The organism is Streptomyces sp. NPDC021356, assembly GCF_040641015.1.
Classification (GTDB): Bacteria; Actinomycetota; Actinomycetes; order Streptomycetales; family Streptomycetaceae; genus Streptomyces.
This window is the reverse complement of record NZ_JBFACU010000001.1, coordinates 351,604-365,110: the sequence shown is the minus strand read 5'-3', so window position 1 is coordinate 365,110 and position 13,507 is coordinate 351,604. Positions and strand designations below refer to the sequence as shown.

General features: G+C 74.7%; 14 protein-coding genes. 5 read left to right on the top strand and 9 right to left on the bottom strand.

The genetic code is table 11. The annotated features are described in order from the left end of the window. Nucleotides 1-31 precede the first annotated feature (31 nt). Nucleotides 32-526: an FBP domain-containing protein gene (locus tag AB0G56_RS01650; RefSeq protein ID WP_360961912.1), complete on the bottom strand. Its 495-nt coding sequence runs from the start codon at nt 524-526 to the stop codon at nt 32-34. A gap of 102 nt (nt 527-628) precedes the next feature. On the opposite strand from AB0G56_RS01650, the gene AB0G56_RS01645 reads away from it, so the two are divergent. Next, complete coding sequence (locus AB0G56_RS01645) at nt 629-1,600, top strand: DUF3626 domain-containing protein (RefSeq protein WP_360961909.1); 972 nt, start codon at nt 629-631, stop codon at nt 1,598-1,600. 111 nt (nt 1,601-1,711) lie between these two features. After that, nucleotides 1,712-3,001 (top strand): ROK family transcriptional regulator, encoded by a 1,290-nt coding sequence (locus AB0G56_RS01640; protein ID WP_360961906.1) that lies wholly within the window; start codon nt 1,712-1,714, stop codon nt 2,999-3,001. A gap of 39 nt (nt 3,002-3,040) precedes the next feature. On the opposite strand, the gene AB0G56_RS01635 is transcribed toward AB0G56_RS01640, so the two are convergent. The 3 genes from AB0G56_RS01635 to AB0G56_RS01625 form a co-directional block, all read right to left on the bottom strand. After that, nucleotides 3,041-3,850: an SAM-dependent methyltransferase gene (locus AB0G56_RS01635; RefSeq protein ID WP_360961903.1), complete on the bottom strand. Its 810-nt coding sequence runs from the start codon at nt 3,848-3,850 to the stop codon at nt 3,041-3,043. A 314-nt stretch (nt 3,851-4,164) separates the two neighbouring features. Then, nucleotides 4,165-4,428 carry a DUF397 domain-containing protein gene (locus tag AB0G56_RS01630; protein ID WP_360961900.1) on the bottom strand — a complete coding sequence of 88 codons (264 nt, stop codon included), beginning with the start codon at nt 4,426-4,428 and terminating at the stop codon, nt 4,165-4,167. 4 nt (nt 4,429-4,432) lie between these two features. Further along, the gene (locus tag AB0G56_RS01625) at nt 4,433-5,299 is read right to left on the bottom strand and encodes a helix-turn-helix transcriptional regulator (protein WP_360961897.1); all 867 of its coding nucleotides are present in this window, start codon (nt 5,297-5,299) and stop codon (nt 4,433-4,435) included. Between the two features lie 258 nt (nt 5,300-5,557). Here AB0G56_RS01625 and AB0G56_RS01620 point away from each other — a divergent pair, with 258 nt between their 5' ends. The 3 genes from AB0G56_RS01620 (at nt 5,558) to AB0G56_RS01610 (ending at nt 7,338) form a co-directional block, all read left to right on the top strand. Then, entirely contained in the window at nt 5,558-6,067 is a 510-nt protein-coding gene (locus AB0G56_RS01620) for an ATP-binding protein (RefSeq protein WP_360961894.1), read from the top strand. Continuing rightward, the gene (locus tag AB0G56_RS01615; protein WP_360961891.1) at nt 6,064-6,936 is read left to right on the top strand and encodes a DUF6624 domain-containing protein; all 873 of its coding nucleotides are present in this window, start codon (nt 6,064-6,066) and stop codon (nt 6,934-6,936) included. Before AB0G56_RS01620 ends, AB0G56_RS01615 begins: the two co-directional genes overlap by 4 nt. 108 nt (nt 6,937-7,044) lie before the next feature. Beyond that, nucleotides 7,045-7,338 (top strand): hypothetical protein, encoded by a 294-nt coding sequence (locus AB0G56_RS01610; RefSeq protein ID WP_360961888.1) that lies wholly within the window; start codon nt 7,045-7,047, stop codon nt 7,336-7,338. Between the two features lie 183 nt (nt 7,339-7,521). On the opposite strand, the gene AB0G56_RS01605 is transcribed toward AB0G56_RS01610, so the two are convergent. From AB0G56_RS01605 to AB0G56_RS01585, 5 genes are all read right to left on the bottom strand, one after another. Continuing rightward, on the bottom strand, nt 7,522-8,550 hold the full coding sequence (locus tag AB0G56_RS01605) for an SDR family oxidoreductase (RefSeq protein ID WP_360961885.1): 1,029 nt from the start codon (nt 8,548-8,550) through the stop codon (nt 7,522-7,524). Nucleotides 8,551-8,694: 144 nt separating this feature from the next. After that, complete coding sequence (locus tag AB0G56_RS01600; protein ID WP_360961882.1) at nt 8,695-9,669, bottom strand: SDR family NAD(P)-dependent oxidoreductase; 975 nt, start codon at nt 9,667-9,669, stop codon at nt 8,695-8,697. A 413-nt stretch (nt 9,670-10,082) separates the two neighbouring features. Continuing rightward, nucleotides 10,083-11,459, bottom strand: a complete 1,377-nt coding sequence (locus tag AB0G56_RS01595) for an FUSC family protein (protein ID WP_360961879.1) — start codon at nt 11,457-11,459, stop codon at nt 10,083-10,085. A gap of 111 nt (nt 11,460-11,570) precedes the next feature. Next, complete coding sequence (locus tag AB0G56_RS01590) at nt 11,571-12,227, bottom strand: HAD family hydrolase (protein WP_360962239.1); 657 nt, start codon at nt 12,225-12,227, stop codon at nt 11,571-11,573. A gap of 79 nt (nt 12,228-12,306) precedes the next feature. Beyond that, the gene (locus tag AB0G56_RS01585; RefSeq protein WP_360961876.1) at nt 12,307-13,344 is read right to left on the bottom strand and encodes a PHP domain-containing protein; all 1,038 of its coding nucleotides are present in this window, start codon (nt 13,342-13,344) and stop codon (nt 12,307-12,309) included. Nucleotides 13,345-13,507: the final 163 nt, after the last annotated feature.

The window sequence follows — 13,507 nt, the reverse complement described above, 5'->3', positions numbered from 1 at the left end:
CACACGCATCGAACGTGGTTCCGCCCCGCGGTCAGGCGTACAGCTTGTCCAGGAAGGCGGCCAGATTGCCCGTGGTCCGGGCGATCTGCTCCCGCAGGGTCAGGCTCTCCTCGAAGCGGGTCCCGGACTGCGGGAGCTTCTTGCCGCGCACGTACAGGGAGCAGGCCAGGTCGGTGCACATGTACAGGCCGACGGAGTTGCCCTCGCGTCCCGCGGCGCCCGTCTTGCGGGCGGTCATCAGCGAGACCCCGCCGCCCGGGTGCGTGGTCAGGCACAGCGAGCACATGCTGCGGTGCAGGAAGCCGCGCTGCGAGGACGGGAAGCGCAGCGCGATGCCCACCGTCCGGCCCTCCCGTTCGGTGACCAGGTAGCTGCGGTCGGGCGCTCCCGGGTCCCGCCAGCCCAGGAAGTCGAGATCGTCCCACGGGCGGTCCGCGAGGTCGCGGGGGACGGCCAGCCGCTTGGCCTCGCCCTTCGAGCAGTTCACGAAGGAGGCGCGGATCTCCTGCTCGGACAGTGGTCTCATGAAAGGCTCCGGGTGGATCACGGCGACGGGAGCCCCGGGGGCTCTGTTGCCTAATGGCTTTAGTTTCAGGGCTAGGGTAAGCAGGTTCCGGGAGGGGATCCAATGGATTTCGGCGAGCTGCGGACCCCGAGGGCCGTGGCGGCGCTCACCCATGTCGCGGCACGGTCCACCGGACCGGCCGCGGAGGCGGGCCTGCGCATCACCCTCAACTTCCACCCCGACCGGCCGGCCGGCGGGCTGCCCCTGCTGCGGGCGATGGCCCGCGACGGCGCGTACCACTCGCAGTTCGTCACCGGCACGAGCAACGGCGGGCTCACCGCGCACCCCGGCGGTGACCGCCGACGCTGGGAGAGCCGTATCTTCGGCGGCGCGTACGACGACGCCCCCGCCGGCGACCGGCCCGTCTACGGGGCACTGGACTTCCGCCGCCAGGTGGTGGGCGCCGCCCCCAGGTTCGGTTCCTCGCACTTCCGGCTCACGGCGGCGGCGCTCGCCCGCGCCACCTTCTGCTACCCCGACAGCGCGGCCGAGCCCGGCGACTTCGGCACCGCCGCCGCCATGGGGCTGATCGCCCTGGCCCAGGCCGACGAACGGGACGCACTCGACGACTACATCGAGGCGCAGGTGCACGGCGGCGTCGACCTCGCGCGGGACGTGGAGGCGCTCGTCCTGGACGCGAGCTACCGCGGCACGCCCGTCGAGGCGGACGCCCGGGACCTGCCCTGCCGGATCGAGTGGCACCCCGGCTACCGTCTCGCCGTCACGGAACTGCGCCGCCACGGGGACTACCGCGGCGAGGAGTACACGGCGCTCGGGGCGCGGATCGCCCGGGACGGGCACCTGGACCCATGGGTCATCGGCGAGGCGGCCCGCACCGGCCGCTACGACACGCAGGACCTGAAGAGGGTGTGGCACATCCTCGCCCGGCACGGGGCGCCCGAGGGTGCGGGGACGGCGTGCGCACCCCGCGCGGGCAGCGCGGACGGGGCGGGCACCGCAGACGCCGCGGGCAGGACCGCGATCCCCGGGCCCGCGTTGCCGCGCCCGGCGACGCCCGATCCCGCCACGCCTTAATTTATAGTCTGACCTAAGGGTGCGTGGAAGTCGCGCCGAGGCGACCCGCGGCGGTATGTTGCAGGTCGGGACAGGGCAGGGCGAAGCGCCCGGGCCGGACGAGGGAGCCACATGGCGGGGCAGAACGGGCGCACGGTGCGCGATCTCAGGCGGGCCAACCGGGCGGCCGTGCTCCAGCGGCTGTACTTCGACGGCCCCCTCAGCCGCTTCGAACTCGGCCCGGCGACCGGCCTCAGCTCGGGTTCGGTCAGCAACGTCGTCGCGGACCTGGTCGCCGACGGCCTGGTGGAGGAGGCCGGCAGCGTCGACTCCGACGGCGGGCGCCCGCGCACCCTGCTGCGCGTGGTCCCGGGCAGCGGCCACATGGTCGGCGTGGACGTCGGGGAGACCCGGGTCCGTGTCGAGCTGTTCGACCTGACCCTCACCGAACTGGCGCGCACCGAGCGGCCGCTCGCCGCGCAGCGCTACGACGTCGAGGTGATCACCGGCCACATCCGGGACGGCGTCGCCGAGGTCCTGGAGGCGGCAGGTCTCGCCCCCGAACGGCTCCTCGGCGTCGGCATCGGCGTCCCCGGCATCGTCGAGCACACCCCGGACCGCGGTGCCGTCGTGCACGGACAGACCATCGGCTGGGACGCGGTGCCCCTGGAGACGCTGCTGCGCACCGCCCGCGGGCTGCCCGACAGCGTGCCCTGCCTCATCGACAACGGCGCCAAGACGCTGGGCCAGGCCGAGATGTGGTTCGGCGCCGGGCGCGGCGCGGGCAACGCGGTCGTGGTGCTCTTCGGGTCCGGCGTCGGCGCCTGCCTGGTCACCCCCGAGGTGGAGCGGGGCCGGGCCGTCGAGTGGGGGCACCTGACGGTACGGGTGCGGGGGCGCCGCTGCCGGTGCGGCGCGCTCGGCTGCCTGGAGGCCTACGCGGGCGCGGAGTCGCTGCTGGCCCGCTGGCGCGAGGAGGGCGGACGGCCGCCGCGCGACACCGACGAGGAGACGGCGCTGACCGCCATGCTGGCCGCCGCCTACCCGCCCCACGGCACCGCCGCCGACCCGGTCGCGCTCGCCGTCCTGGAGGAGACCGCCGAGTACCTCGGCGCGGGCCTGTCGGACCTGATCAACCTCTTCCAGCCCGAGCGCATCCTCATCGGCGGCTGGGCGGGCCTCCAGCTCGGCGCCCGCTTCCTGCCCGCCGTACGCCGCCACGCCACGGCCTACGCACTGCGCCACCCCGCCGACAAGGTGACCGTCGAACTGGGCCGCCTCGGCCCCGACGCGGTCACGGTCGGCGCCGCGATCCTGCCGCTCGCCGACTTCTTCGCCCGCGGCGGGCGCCGCTCCCAGCCGGTGCCCGAGGCCCGGCCCCCGGCCTGGCAGACGGCCCTTGAGGAGCGCAGGACCCAGTAGTGCTTGGTGGCAGCCCCCCGTGCGCGGCCGCTCGGCGGGTCACGGCTTGCGGGCCACGCCGCCGTAGATGTCCGTCGGCTCCGGGGCGGTGCCCGGCTCCGGGCGCCACAGCGGGCAGGAGACGATGCCGGGCTCCAGCACCTCCAGGCCCTCGTAGTACGCGGCCACCTGCTCCGGGCTGCGCAGGACGTACGGGACGGCGCCCGTGTCGTCGTAGCCCTGCTGGGCCTCCTTGAGCGCGCGGTCGGTGTCGGTGCTGTCGTAGTGCACGAAGCAGCTGCCGGAGGGCAGGGCGGACTGGAGGCGGCGGACGATGGACTTCGCCTCCTCGTAGTCCTGGACGTGACCGAGGATGCCCATGAGCATCAGGGCGACCGGCCGGTCGAAGTCGAGTATCTTCGCGGCCCGTTCGACGATCACCTCGGGCTCGTGCAGGTCTGCGTCGAGGTACTCGGTGACGCCCTCGGGGGAGCTGGTGAGCAGGGCCTGGGCGTGCCGGAGCACCAGCGGGTCGTTGTCGACGTAGACGATGCGGGCCTCGGGGGCGATGCGCTGGGCGACCTGGTGGGTGTTGTCGTAGGTGGGCAGTCCGGTGCCGATGTCGAGGAACTGGCGGATGCCGAGTTCGCCCGTCACGTGCGTCACGGCGCGGATCAGGTACTGGCGTGAGGCGCGGGCCATCGTCTCGATGGTGGGCGCGTGTTCGCGGTAGGCGTCGCCCGCGGCCCGGTCCACCTCGTAGTTGTCCTTCCCGCCCATCCAGTAGTTCCAGATGCGGGCCGAGTGGGGCACCGAGGTGTCGATCTTCGACAACGAGTCCTGGTCGGGGGTGGTCCGGCCGTCAGTCATGGGGGTCTCCTGCCCTGCGTCGCGCGGGCGTCCAAAATACCGTCAACCTGACTGCGCACGCCCGTAGTTCGCGGCGCGCGCGGGGCGGATCGGCGGCACCCGGGCGCCGGTGCGCACGCGGGAGCGGGGCCGGGGCCCGGCCGCGGGGGAGGCGGGACCGCCCGCACGGCGGGAGGCGGCGTGCGGGCGGTCCCGCCCGGTCGGGCCGGCACGCGGTCCGCGCCCGGTTCGGCCGGGGCGCGCGACCGCCGCGGCCCTGGCCCGGCGGTGTGCGGCGGACGTGGACCGGCGGGCCCGGGACCAGGGGCGCAGGCTCAGTCGACCAGGAAGTCCGCCAGGCCCGCCTTGGCGCCCTGGAGGAAGGTGATCATCTCGTCCCGGGTGTAGACCAGCGCGGGGCCTTCGGGGTCGGTGGACTGACGTACGGCGACCCTGCCGTCGGGCAGGCGCTTGGCCTCGACGCAGGAGCCGCCGTTGGTGCCGCTCCAGGGCTTGTGCCAGCCTTCGGTGCCCAGTTCGCCCGCGGGCATGCCGTTGCGGACACGGCCCTCGGGGTTCCGGGGTGCGGTGGATGCCATGGGATCACAACTCCTTACGCAGTTCGGCCAGGATGTCCTCGGTCCGTGCCACCGGCTCCGCCTGGACGGCCATCCGGTCCAGTACTTCGAGATAGGTGACGACGTCCCGCGGCCGGTCGTAGTAGACCGAACCGGCCAGGTTCTCGGTGTAGACGACGTCGGGCAGTTCGGAGAAGCCGAAGCGGAAGTGGTGGAAGGGGCCGTAGGCGCCCGGGTGGGCCCCCACGGAGTAACGCATGATCTGGATCCGTACCTTGGGCGTGCGCAGGGCCTCCAGCAGCCGGTCCACCTGGGCGCGCATCACCTCGGCGCCGCCGACGGGGCGGCGCAGCACCGTCTCGTCCAGGATGGCCCACACGGCCGGGCCGTCCGGCTTGGCGAGCAGGTCCTGCCGTTTGAGGCGCAGGTCCACGCGGCGTGCGAGTTCCTCCTCCGACTCGTTGGGGAAGCCGACGCGCATGAGCGCGACGGCGTAGTCGAACGTCTGCAACAGGCCCGGCACGTAGTGCGGTTCGTACAGGCGGATGACGCTGGCCTCGCTCTCCAGGCTCACGTAGGCCTTGAACCACTCGGGCAGCACGTCGCGGTACGTGTACCACCACCCGGGTTTGTTGGCCTCCCTGGCCATGGCGACGAAGTCGTCGATCTCGGCGGCCGGGACCCCGTAGGTGCGCAGCAGTTCCTTGACGTACGGGATGCGGAGCCCGACCTCCGCCTTCTCCATGCGGCGGATCGTCAGCGGGGTCACCTCGATGGCCCGTGCGGCGTCCTCGAAGGACACCCCGGCCCGCCCCCGCAGCTGCCGCAGACGCTTGCCGAGAACCATCCGCAGGACAGTGGGTGCGCTGCCGCCGGAGCGGTTCTCACTCACCTCTGACCTCCCGGAGCGGCTGTCACAGCGTGCAGTGTGCCACGCCCCCGACGACACGAACAGGGTGATGCGGAGCTGTCTGAAATTATCAGAACGCAGGTTGCGAGCCGAGTGTGTGCCACATCATAGTGATCCGGGAAGCCGCCGCCCGGTCGGTGCTCCTGGCGATCAACTCCGGGCGGTGGTATGGGAACTGATGTTCCGACAGGTGCGGTGCGGCCCCCCACGGACCGCACGGGACTGCGAGGCGAGAGCTGGATGACCACCGTGACCGACGGACAGTCGGAGAGCCGCGACGGCACCTCGGTCGGGGCGGGCGGTGCGCGCCGGGCCGACCGCGCACCGGAGCCGGGCGGCGAGCCGGCCCGCCTGTGTTCCACGGTGCCCGCCGACCCCTCCTGGGCCGCGGCCGTACGACGCCTGGTGCGCCGGCACCTCGCCCGGCTGCGGCTCTCGGCCGACCAGTGCGACAGTGCGGTCCTGGCCACGGACGAGCTGTTCGCCAACGCGGTCAGGCACGCGAGCACCGGCCCGCGCGACACCGTCACCCTCACCATCGAGCGCACCGCCCGCACCCTGCGGGTGACGGTGGCCGACCGGTCACCGCTGCCGCCGCGCCGCCGCACGGCGGACGCCGCCGCCGAGTCGGGACGGGGACTGGCCATCGTCGCCGCGCTCGCGGACGACTGGGGACTGGCGCCACCCGAACCCGGCACTTCCGGCAAGGGGGTCTGGTTCACCCTGAGCCTGCGAGGAGCCGCGTCATGACGCAGAGGGCGCACCGGGCAGCGGGCGGGGGAGTGCCCGCGGGAGGACGAGCACCCGAGGGCGGGGGCGTGGACACCGTCACCCGCGGAGGGCCGGCGACCGGCGGTCGGGCGCGCGGCCCGGCGGACGGTGCGCCGGGGTGTGCGCCGGGCGGCCCGCTGTGGCAGGCGCTGACGGCGGTGTACGCGGCGGACGCCGCGTCCGCTTCCACCCCAGCTCCCGGCACCACCGGGTGCCCCGAGCCGGGGGACGCGCCCGGACAGCCGGACGCCCCGGCCACGGGCGAGGTGCCGGACGGGCCGCTGCGGCGGGCCCTGTCGGCGATCTACACGCCGACGGGCCCGGCGGACCCGGCGGTGCCCGCCCCGGCCGGCGCGAGCACGGCCCGCACGGCGGGCGAACTGCTGCGCCGGGCCGAGGAGGACCGCAGGCTGACGCGGGAGGCGGGCACCGCGCCCACGCCGGAACGCCGGCGCCGGGTCGTCCGGTGCCACCGTGACAACGCCGACGCCCTCGCGGCCATCGTGGACCGCCAGGGCTGGCCGACCGCCGACACCGTGGGCGCCCGGGCGTCGACAGCGGCGCTGATGATCCTGCTGCACGCCCCCGAGCTGGCGCTGCGGCTGCGCTGCCGGGACCTGATCGCGCAGGCCACGGCGGACGGCCGCTGCCCCGCCGTCCACTTCGCCTACATCGCCGACCACTGCGCGGTCGACCTGGGCGAACAGCAGTTCTACGGCACGCGCATCAACCCGGTGACGTCGTGCCCGTACCCGGTCCGCCTGCCGGAGAGCCTCGACGAGCGCCGCGCGGACGTCGGTCTCGGGCCGATGGAGGAGCAGATGAAGGCGCTGCGGCTGCACGGCTGAGCCACCGGCGGGGAAGGTTTCGCAGGTCACGAGGGAGGTACCCGCGCCTCGGCCGCACGCCGTGCGGTCGGCCGCCGTGCCACGCGCGCACCCGCGAAGGAGTACACCGTGACCGGAAACCGTACGCCCGTCCCCCGGGACATGCCCGATCAGCAGGCGGACGTGGACGAGGACCCCTGGGAGACCGCGCGGTCCGCCGGGTCCGGGCGGCCCCCCGGGGAGCCCGCCCCCGACGAGGCCCCCACCACCGACGAGACGGCCGACGAGAGGGGCACCGGCCGGGCGGGTGCCCCGCGACCGGGAACCGGGCACCCGCCAGAGCCGCAGACCGCGGGCGAGGGAACCGCGGGCGAGGGACGCCCCGTGGAGGAGAACCCCGCCCCGGACGAACCGACCGGCTGACCGGCCGCGGCCTCGCCCCGCACCCTCTGCCCGCTCCCTCGGCACCCCTCTGTTCCCGCCTCTGTTCCCGGCCCTCCGACCGGGGAACCGGGCGGTCCGAACCGGGCGGTCCGGCCTCCGACCGGAGAGCCGGGCGGTCCCGACCGGGGAATCGGGCGGCCCGGCTCGCTCGCTCGGCCGCTTTCAGCCCACCTTGCGCCCGCGCAGGGGCTCGGTGTCCGCACCCTCGCCGCGCTGGAGCCCCCGCAGGAACTCCTGGATGACCTCGGTGGCCGTACGCTCCGGGCGCCAGCCGAGTTCGGTACGGGCCCGCGCGCAGTCCATCAGCGGCAGGCGCAGGACCGCGTCGAACAGGTGCGGGGAGGCCGGCAGCAGATGCAGGCCCCAGGCCGCCGCGATCGCGGAGCGGGCCGCGCCGCGCGGCAGCCGTACGGGCCGGGTCCCGAGCATCTCGCCGAGCACCCGGGCGTCGAGCGGCGGGTCGGCGGCCAGGTTGAAGGCGCCGCGCACCTCGTGGCGCAGCGCCAGCACGTAGGCCCGTGCGGCGTCGTCCGTGTGCAGGACCTGGACCCGCAGGCCGGGGATGTCCGGGAGGAACGGCAGCAGCTCGGGCCGGGCGACAGGCCCCGGCAGGAACCGGCCGCCGAAGATCCGCCGCTGCTCGCTCGCGGACTCGGCCTTGAACAGGAACCCGGGGCGCATCCGCACCACCCGGACCTCGGGGTGGTCCCGTTCGAACGTGTCCAGGGCCCGCTCCAGGTACGCCTTCTCCCGGGTGTAGGCGGCATCCGGCCAGCCGTGGGCCGGCCAGGACTCGTCCACGGCGTGGTCCTTCGGCCCCGGCGAGTACGCGCCGACCGAGGAGGCGTGCACCAGCACCGGCACCCGGGCGGCGGCCACGGCCTCCTGCACGCGGATGCCGCCGAGGACGTTGGTGCGCCAGGTCGTCGCCGGATCGTGCGTCGGCTGGAACGCCCAGGCCAGGTGGACCACCGCGTCCGCGCCCTCGAACTGCGCGGCCAGGGGTGCCTGTTCGGAGGCGATGTCGACCCGTGCCCACTCCGTCTTCGGCGGCGACCACCCCGGGGTCCGCCGGGCCAGGCCCCGGACCGAGGCCACCTCCGGATCCTCGGAGAGCAGACGGACGACGCTCGTTCCGACGTTGCCGGTGGCGCCCGTGACGACGACCCTGCTGCCCGAAACGCTGCTCACGTTCGGCTCCTCTCGGGGACTGTCGAGTGCGGGGCACGAGTACCCGCTCCCCGGCCAACGACCCGGGCACGGCCCCGCGGGCCGGCATCACGGAGGGCTGCCGTCACACGCACGTGGCGGGCCGCCGTCACGGCACGGTGGCGGTCAGGACCGGCCGGCGAACGCGTCCACCCCCGTCAGCTCCGCCGACAGGGCCCACAGACGGGCCGCCTGGCCGGGGTCGGTGGCCCACGGCTTGACGCCGCTCGGGTGCGCTCCTTCCTCGGGGACCGGCTCGGCGATGTCGCAGTCCTCCAGGTAGACGCCGCCCAGGCCGTCCAGCAGGGGCGAGGTCGCCGCCCAGACCTGGGTGGCCGCGCCCTGCTGAGGGGTCTTGAAACCCTCCGGGTTCAGCGGCACGCCGTTCTCGTCGACCCAGCCGCGCTCGAACATCTCCTGCTGGGACAGATGGCGCTGGAGCGGGGTGATGATGGCGCCGGGGTGGAGGGCGAAGGCCCGCACGCCGGCGTCGCGGGCCAGCCGGTCGAGGTGCACGGCGAACAGGACGTTCGCGGTCTTGGCCTGGCCGTAGGCCTCCCACTTGTCGTAGCCGCCGCGCCAGTGGACGTCGTCCCAGCGGATCCCGGAGAACTGGTGGCCGCGGGAGGAGACCGAGACGACGCGGGCGCCGCCCGCCTCGATCGCCGGCCACAGCCGGTTGACCAGGGCGAAGTGACCGAGGTGGTTGGTGGCGAACTGGGCCTCCCAGCCGGGGCCGACCCGGGACTTCGGGCAGGCCATGATCCCGGCGTTGTCGATGACGAGGTCGACCGTGCGGCCGGAGGCCAGGAACCGTTCGGCGAAGGCGCGGACGCTGTCGAGGTCGCCCAGGTCGAGCGCGTCCGTCTCGGCGCCCTCGATGCCGTGCAGCGCCTCGCGGGCGGTGCCGGGGCGGCGGGCGGGTACGACCACGTGGGCGCCCGCCCTGGTCAGCGCCCGCGTGGTCTCCAGACCGAGGCCCGAGTAGCCGCCGGTGACGATCGCCAGCCTGCCGGTGAGGTCGATGCCCCGCAGAACGTCGTCGGCGGTGCTCGTCGCCCCGAAACCCGAACCGATCTTGTGCTGTGGCGTAGTGCTCATGCCAGGAACGCTACGGATTGGAGTGCTCTCGAAGTCAAGCGCCCGCCGACACGGCCACGAGACCCGGACACGAAACATGGCCACGAAGCACGCCCACGAAACCCGAAAACGAAATACGCCCACGAAACCCGAAAACGAAACACGCCCTCGAAACCCGGACACGGCACCCGGGCAGGGGCGTGGAGAGAGGGGAGCCCCGGCCGGACGGGGGAATCACGGCCGGGGCGGTCCGGATGTGGGTACGCATGGCGGTCGCCTCTCGGCGAGACGCTCCACAGGGCTTCAGCCGAACGATCGTCCCTGTGGGCAATAGGTGAGGCCCGGGGACACTGTCCCATCCGCACCCGCGGTCCCTTCAACGGCGCAAGGACGTCCGGTGTTCCTGCTTCTGCCGCCATCCGTGGTGATCCGGGTCACTCCGCGGCGGTACGCGGTGCGATGTCCGGAGCGGTGCGGCGCGCGGCCCCGGACGCGGCCCCGGGGACGGTCTCCGCCCACAGGCTCTCCGCCTGCAGCAGCAGCGACCCCAGCACCGTGACGGGGGCCGCCGCCCGGCCCGCCTGGTCCCGCAGCCCCTCCTGCAACTGCCGGTGCAGCTCCCGCCGCGCCGCCTCGGCCTGTTCGCCGTCGCCGTATCCGCCGTCGCCGTCTCCGCCGTCGCCGTCTCCGCCGCGGCCCTCCTCGCCGTCGCCGCGGTCGTCGCAGCCTCCGGCCGGCGGGCGGCGGCCGAGCAGCCGGGCGCTCTCCGCGTGGCACGCCCCGGCGATCAGCTCCAGCAGACCGGCGTACGTCCGCAGCACCTCCGTGTCCGGCGGCGCGGGTGCGCGGTCCTCGTCGGCCGCCACCGCGAGCGTCCGGGTGAGCGCCCGCACGTGCCCGGTGACCCGGCTCCAGCGCTCGTCCTCCGTCTCGGGCGGCACCGCCGACGGCGGCCGGCGCAGCGCGCGCAGCGGGCCGGCCGTCAGGCGCAGGCTCTCACGGCCCCAGCGGCGGGCCGAGTGCAGCGTCTCCAGGCGGTGTTCGAGCCGGGACGAGCCACGGGACCACTCGGCGGCGCTCCCGCTGTCCCACTCGCCGCCGCGCAACCCCGCGGCGACCCCGCACAGCACGTCGCCCGCCTCCCGGGCGACCGCCGCGAGGTTCTCCCGCACGTCCCGCAGGTGGATCGGCGGAAGGACGAACGCGTTGACGGCCAGCCCGATCACCGCACCCAGCGCCGTCTGCCACAGCCGGTGTCCGACCGAGGCGGCCGAGACGCTGCCCGTAGCCAGGGTGAACACGGCCGTGGTGGCACCGTAGATCCCCTGGTCGCCGAAGCGCGACCAGTTCGCCAGCAGCATCAGCACGGGCAGCGACAGCGCGAGCGCGGTCAGGGTGCCGCCGGTGACCGCCTGCGCGGCCGAGGCGAGCAGGGTCCCCGCGCAGATCGCCGCGCACTGCTGCCCCGCCCGCAGCAGCGAGCTGTACACCGTGGCCTGCACCATGACGAGCGCCACCCACGGCGCCATCAGCGCCATCGGATCGCCCAGCCAGACCTTGGCCACGACCCAGGCGACGAGCGCGGCCCCGGCGGCCTTGAGCGACTGCACGACCAGGTCGCGTTCCCGGCCCGGCCCGCGCGCCACGGCCCGCAGGGCCCGCCCGACGCGGCGCGCCTCCTCGCCCACCGCGCGGCAGAACCGGGGGCCGAGCAGATCGCCGAGCGCATGCGCGGTGCGCCCCCCGCCGTGGCGCGGGGCGGAGGGATCCGGTGGGGGAGTGTGGGCCGGGGTGTGCGGTACGCCCGTCATCGTGCCCGCATGTCCGCGCGGCGCGGTGTCTCGAGCGGGGAACACGTCACATTCCCGGGCCGTGCTCCGGGAGTCCGTACCGGCCGTGTGCCGGCAGTTCGTACCCGCATCTCAGGCCAGCGGGCTGTTCGCCAGGGACGCCAGCAGGTGCGCGGGATCGTCGTAGACCCACTGCGCTCCGGCCCGCTCCAGGTCGGCGCGCGGGATGCCGCCGCTCAGGACGCCCACGCAGCGCACCCCGGCCCGGCTGCCGGCCCGCATGTCCCAGACGGTGTCGCCCACGAACACCGCGCGTTCGGCGGGCACCCCGACCAGCTCCAGGGCGTGCTCGACCGGCTCGGGTGCCGGTTTGCCCGCCTCGACGTCGTCGGCGCTCGCGGTGGCGGCGATGGCGTCGTCCGCGTCGATCGCCCGGCGCAGCGCGTCCAGCTCCGGGCCGCTCGCCGAGGTGGCGAGGACCACCGTCCAGCCGTCCCCGTGCAGCCGCCGCAGCAGCCGCCCCGCGTCGGCGAGGGCGGGCAGCCGGTCGAAGTACTGCGCGTACAGCGCGCTGTGGGCGGCGCTGAGGGCGGAGTCCTGTTCCTCGTCGCGGTCGTCGCCGAGCAGGTGCGCGACGAGGTCGCCGGAGCCGAGCCCGACCGAGTGGTGGATGGCGTGCATGGGGACCCGGTGGCCCGCCTGCCGGAACGCCTCCCACCACGTGGTGACGTGGAGGTGGTTGGTGTCGACGAGTGTCCCGTCGACATCGAAGACGGCGGCACGGTCCATCGAGGTTCCCTTCTCCTGCGAAGTCATGAGGTCAGCGGCGTCGGCGGGTGCGCGACGCGACGTCCGCCCGGGTACCACGTCAGCCGTCGCTCACTCCGGACGGTGTGCGCCGCTCGCGCGTCCAGGCCAGCAGTTCCTCCAGGGACCAGGTGGTCACCACGCGCGCGGGCGGCACCCCGCACTCCTCGGCCCGTGCGCAGCCGTGGATCTGCCAGTCCAGCTGGCCGGGCGCGTGCGCGTCGGTGTCGACGGAGAACAGCACGCCCGCCGCGACCGCGCGGCGCAGCAGCCGGCGCGGCGGGTCCAGCCGCTCCGGGCGGCTGTTGATCTCCACGGCCGTGCCGGTCTGCGCGCACGCCGCGAACACCTCCTCCGCGTCGAACTCCGACTCGGGCCGCCCCCGTCCGGTCACCAGTCGTCCGGTGCAGTGCCCCAGGATGTCGGAGTGCGGATCGCGTACGGCGGCCACCATGCGGCGGGTCATCGAACGGGCGTCCATCCGCAGCTTGGAGTGGACCGAGACGACCACCACGTCCAGCCGCTCCAGCAGTTCCGGCTCCTGGTCGAGGGAGCCGTCGTCGAGGATGTCGCACTCGATGCCGGTGAGCAGCCGGAACGGTGCCCAGGTCTCGTTCAGCCGGGCCACGACGTCCAGTTGCTCGCGCAGCCGCTCGGGGGACAGCCCGCGTGCCACCGTCAGCCGCGGCGAGTGGTCGGTCAGCACCGCCCACTGGTGGCCGAGGGCCGCGGCGGCCCGGCCCATCTCCTCGATCGGGCTGCCGCCGTCGGACCAGTCGGAGTGGAGGTGGCAGTCGCCCCGCAGCAGCGCCCGCAGCCCTTCGCCGCCCTCGGCGAGCGGCCGGCCGGCCTCGCCCTGCAGTTTCTGCAGGTAGCCGGGGACCTCCCCGGCCAGCGCCTCGCGCACGACCTGGGCGGTCTTCGGCCCGACCCCCTTGAGGGACTCCAGCGTTCCGTCCGAGACCCGCCGCGTCACCTCCCCGGCGGGCAGCGCGGACAGCACCCGTGACGCCGTGCGGAAGGCACGCACGCGGTACGTCGGCTCCCGGGACCGTTCCAGCAGGAAGGCGATCCGGTCCAGCGCCTCGACGGGGTCCATCGCCACCTCCGTCCTCAGGGTTTCCCGCCCCGGCCGGGCCCGCACCTCCACCGGACACCTTCCCCAGGACCTCCCCGGCCACCGCTCGGGCCCCGGCCCACCGCCCCGGCCCGCCCGTTTGTCCCGGCCGCCCCCGGGTACTGCGTAGCCCGACTCACGACGC

Excerpts from the sequence above, each read along its gene's own strand:
- AB0G56_RS01620 (WP_360961894.1), top strand. The coding sequence starts at position 5,558 with ATGACCACCGTGACCGACGGACAGTCGGAGAGCCGCGACGGCACCTCG.
- AB0G56_RS01615 (WP_360961891.1), top strand. The coding sequence starts at position 6,064 with ATGACGCAGAGGGCGCACCGGGCAGCGGGCGGGGGAGTGCCCGCGGGA.
- AB0G56_RS01645 (WP_360961909.1), top strand. The coding sequence starts at position 629 with ATGGATTTCGGCGAGCTGCGGACCCCGAGGGCCGTGGCGGCGCTCACC.
- AB0G56_RS01650 (WP_360961912.1), bottom strand. The coding sequence starts at position 526 with ATGAGACCACTGTCCGAGCAGGAGATCCGCGCCTCCTTCGTGAACTGC.
- AB0G56_RS01585 (WP_360961876.1), bottom strand. The coding sequence starts at position 13,344 with ATGGACCCCGTCGAGGCGCTGGACCGGATCGCCTTCCTGCTGGAACGG.
- AB0G56_RS01630 (WP_360961900.1), bottom strand. The coding sequence starts at position 4,428 with ATGGCATCCACCGCACCCCGGAACCCCGAGGGCCGTGTCCGCAACGGC.
- AB0G56_RS01640 (WP_360961906.1), top strand. The coding sequence starts at position 1,712 with ATGGCGGGGCAGAACGGGCGCACGGTGCGCGATCTCAGGCGGGCCAAC.
- AB0G56_RS01590 (WP_360962239.1), bottom strand. The coding sequence starts at position 12,227 with ATGGACCGTGCCGCCGTCTTCGATGTCGACGGGACACTCGTCGACACC.
- AB0G56_RS01600 (WP_360961882.1), bottom strand. The coding sequence starts at position 9,669 with ATGAGCACTACGCCACAGCACAAGATCGGTTCGGGTTTCGGGGCGACG.
- AB0G56_RS01635 (WP_360961903.1), bottom strand. The coding sequence starts at position 3,850 with ATGACTGACGGCCGGACCACCCCCGACCAGGACTCGTTGTCGAAGATC.
- AB0G56_RS01595 (WP_360961879.1), bottom strand. The coding sequence starts at position 11,459 with ATGACGGGCGTACCGCACACCCCGGCCCACACTCCCCCACCGGATCCC.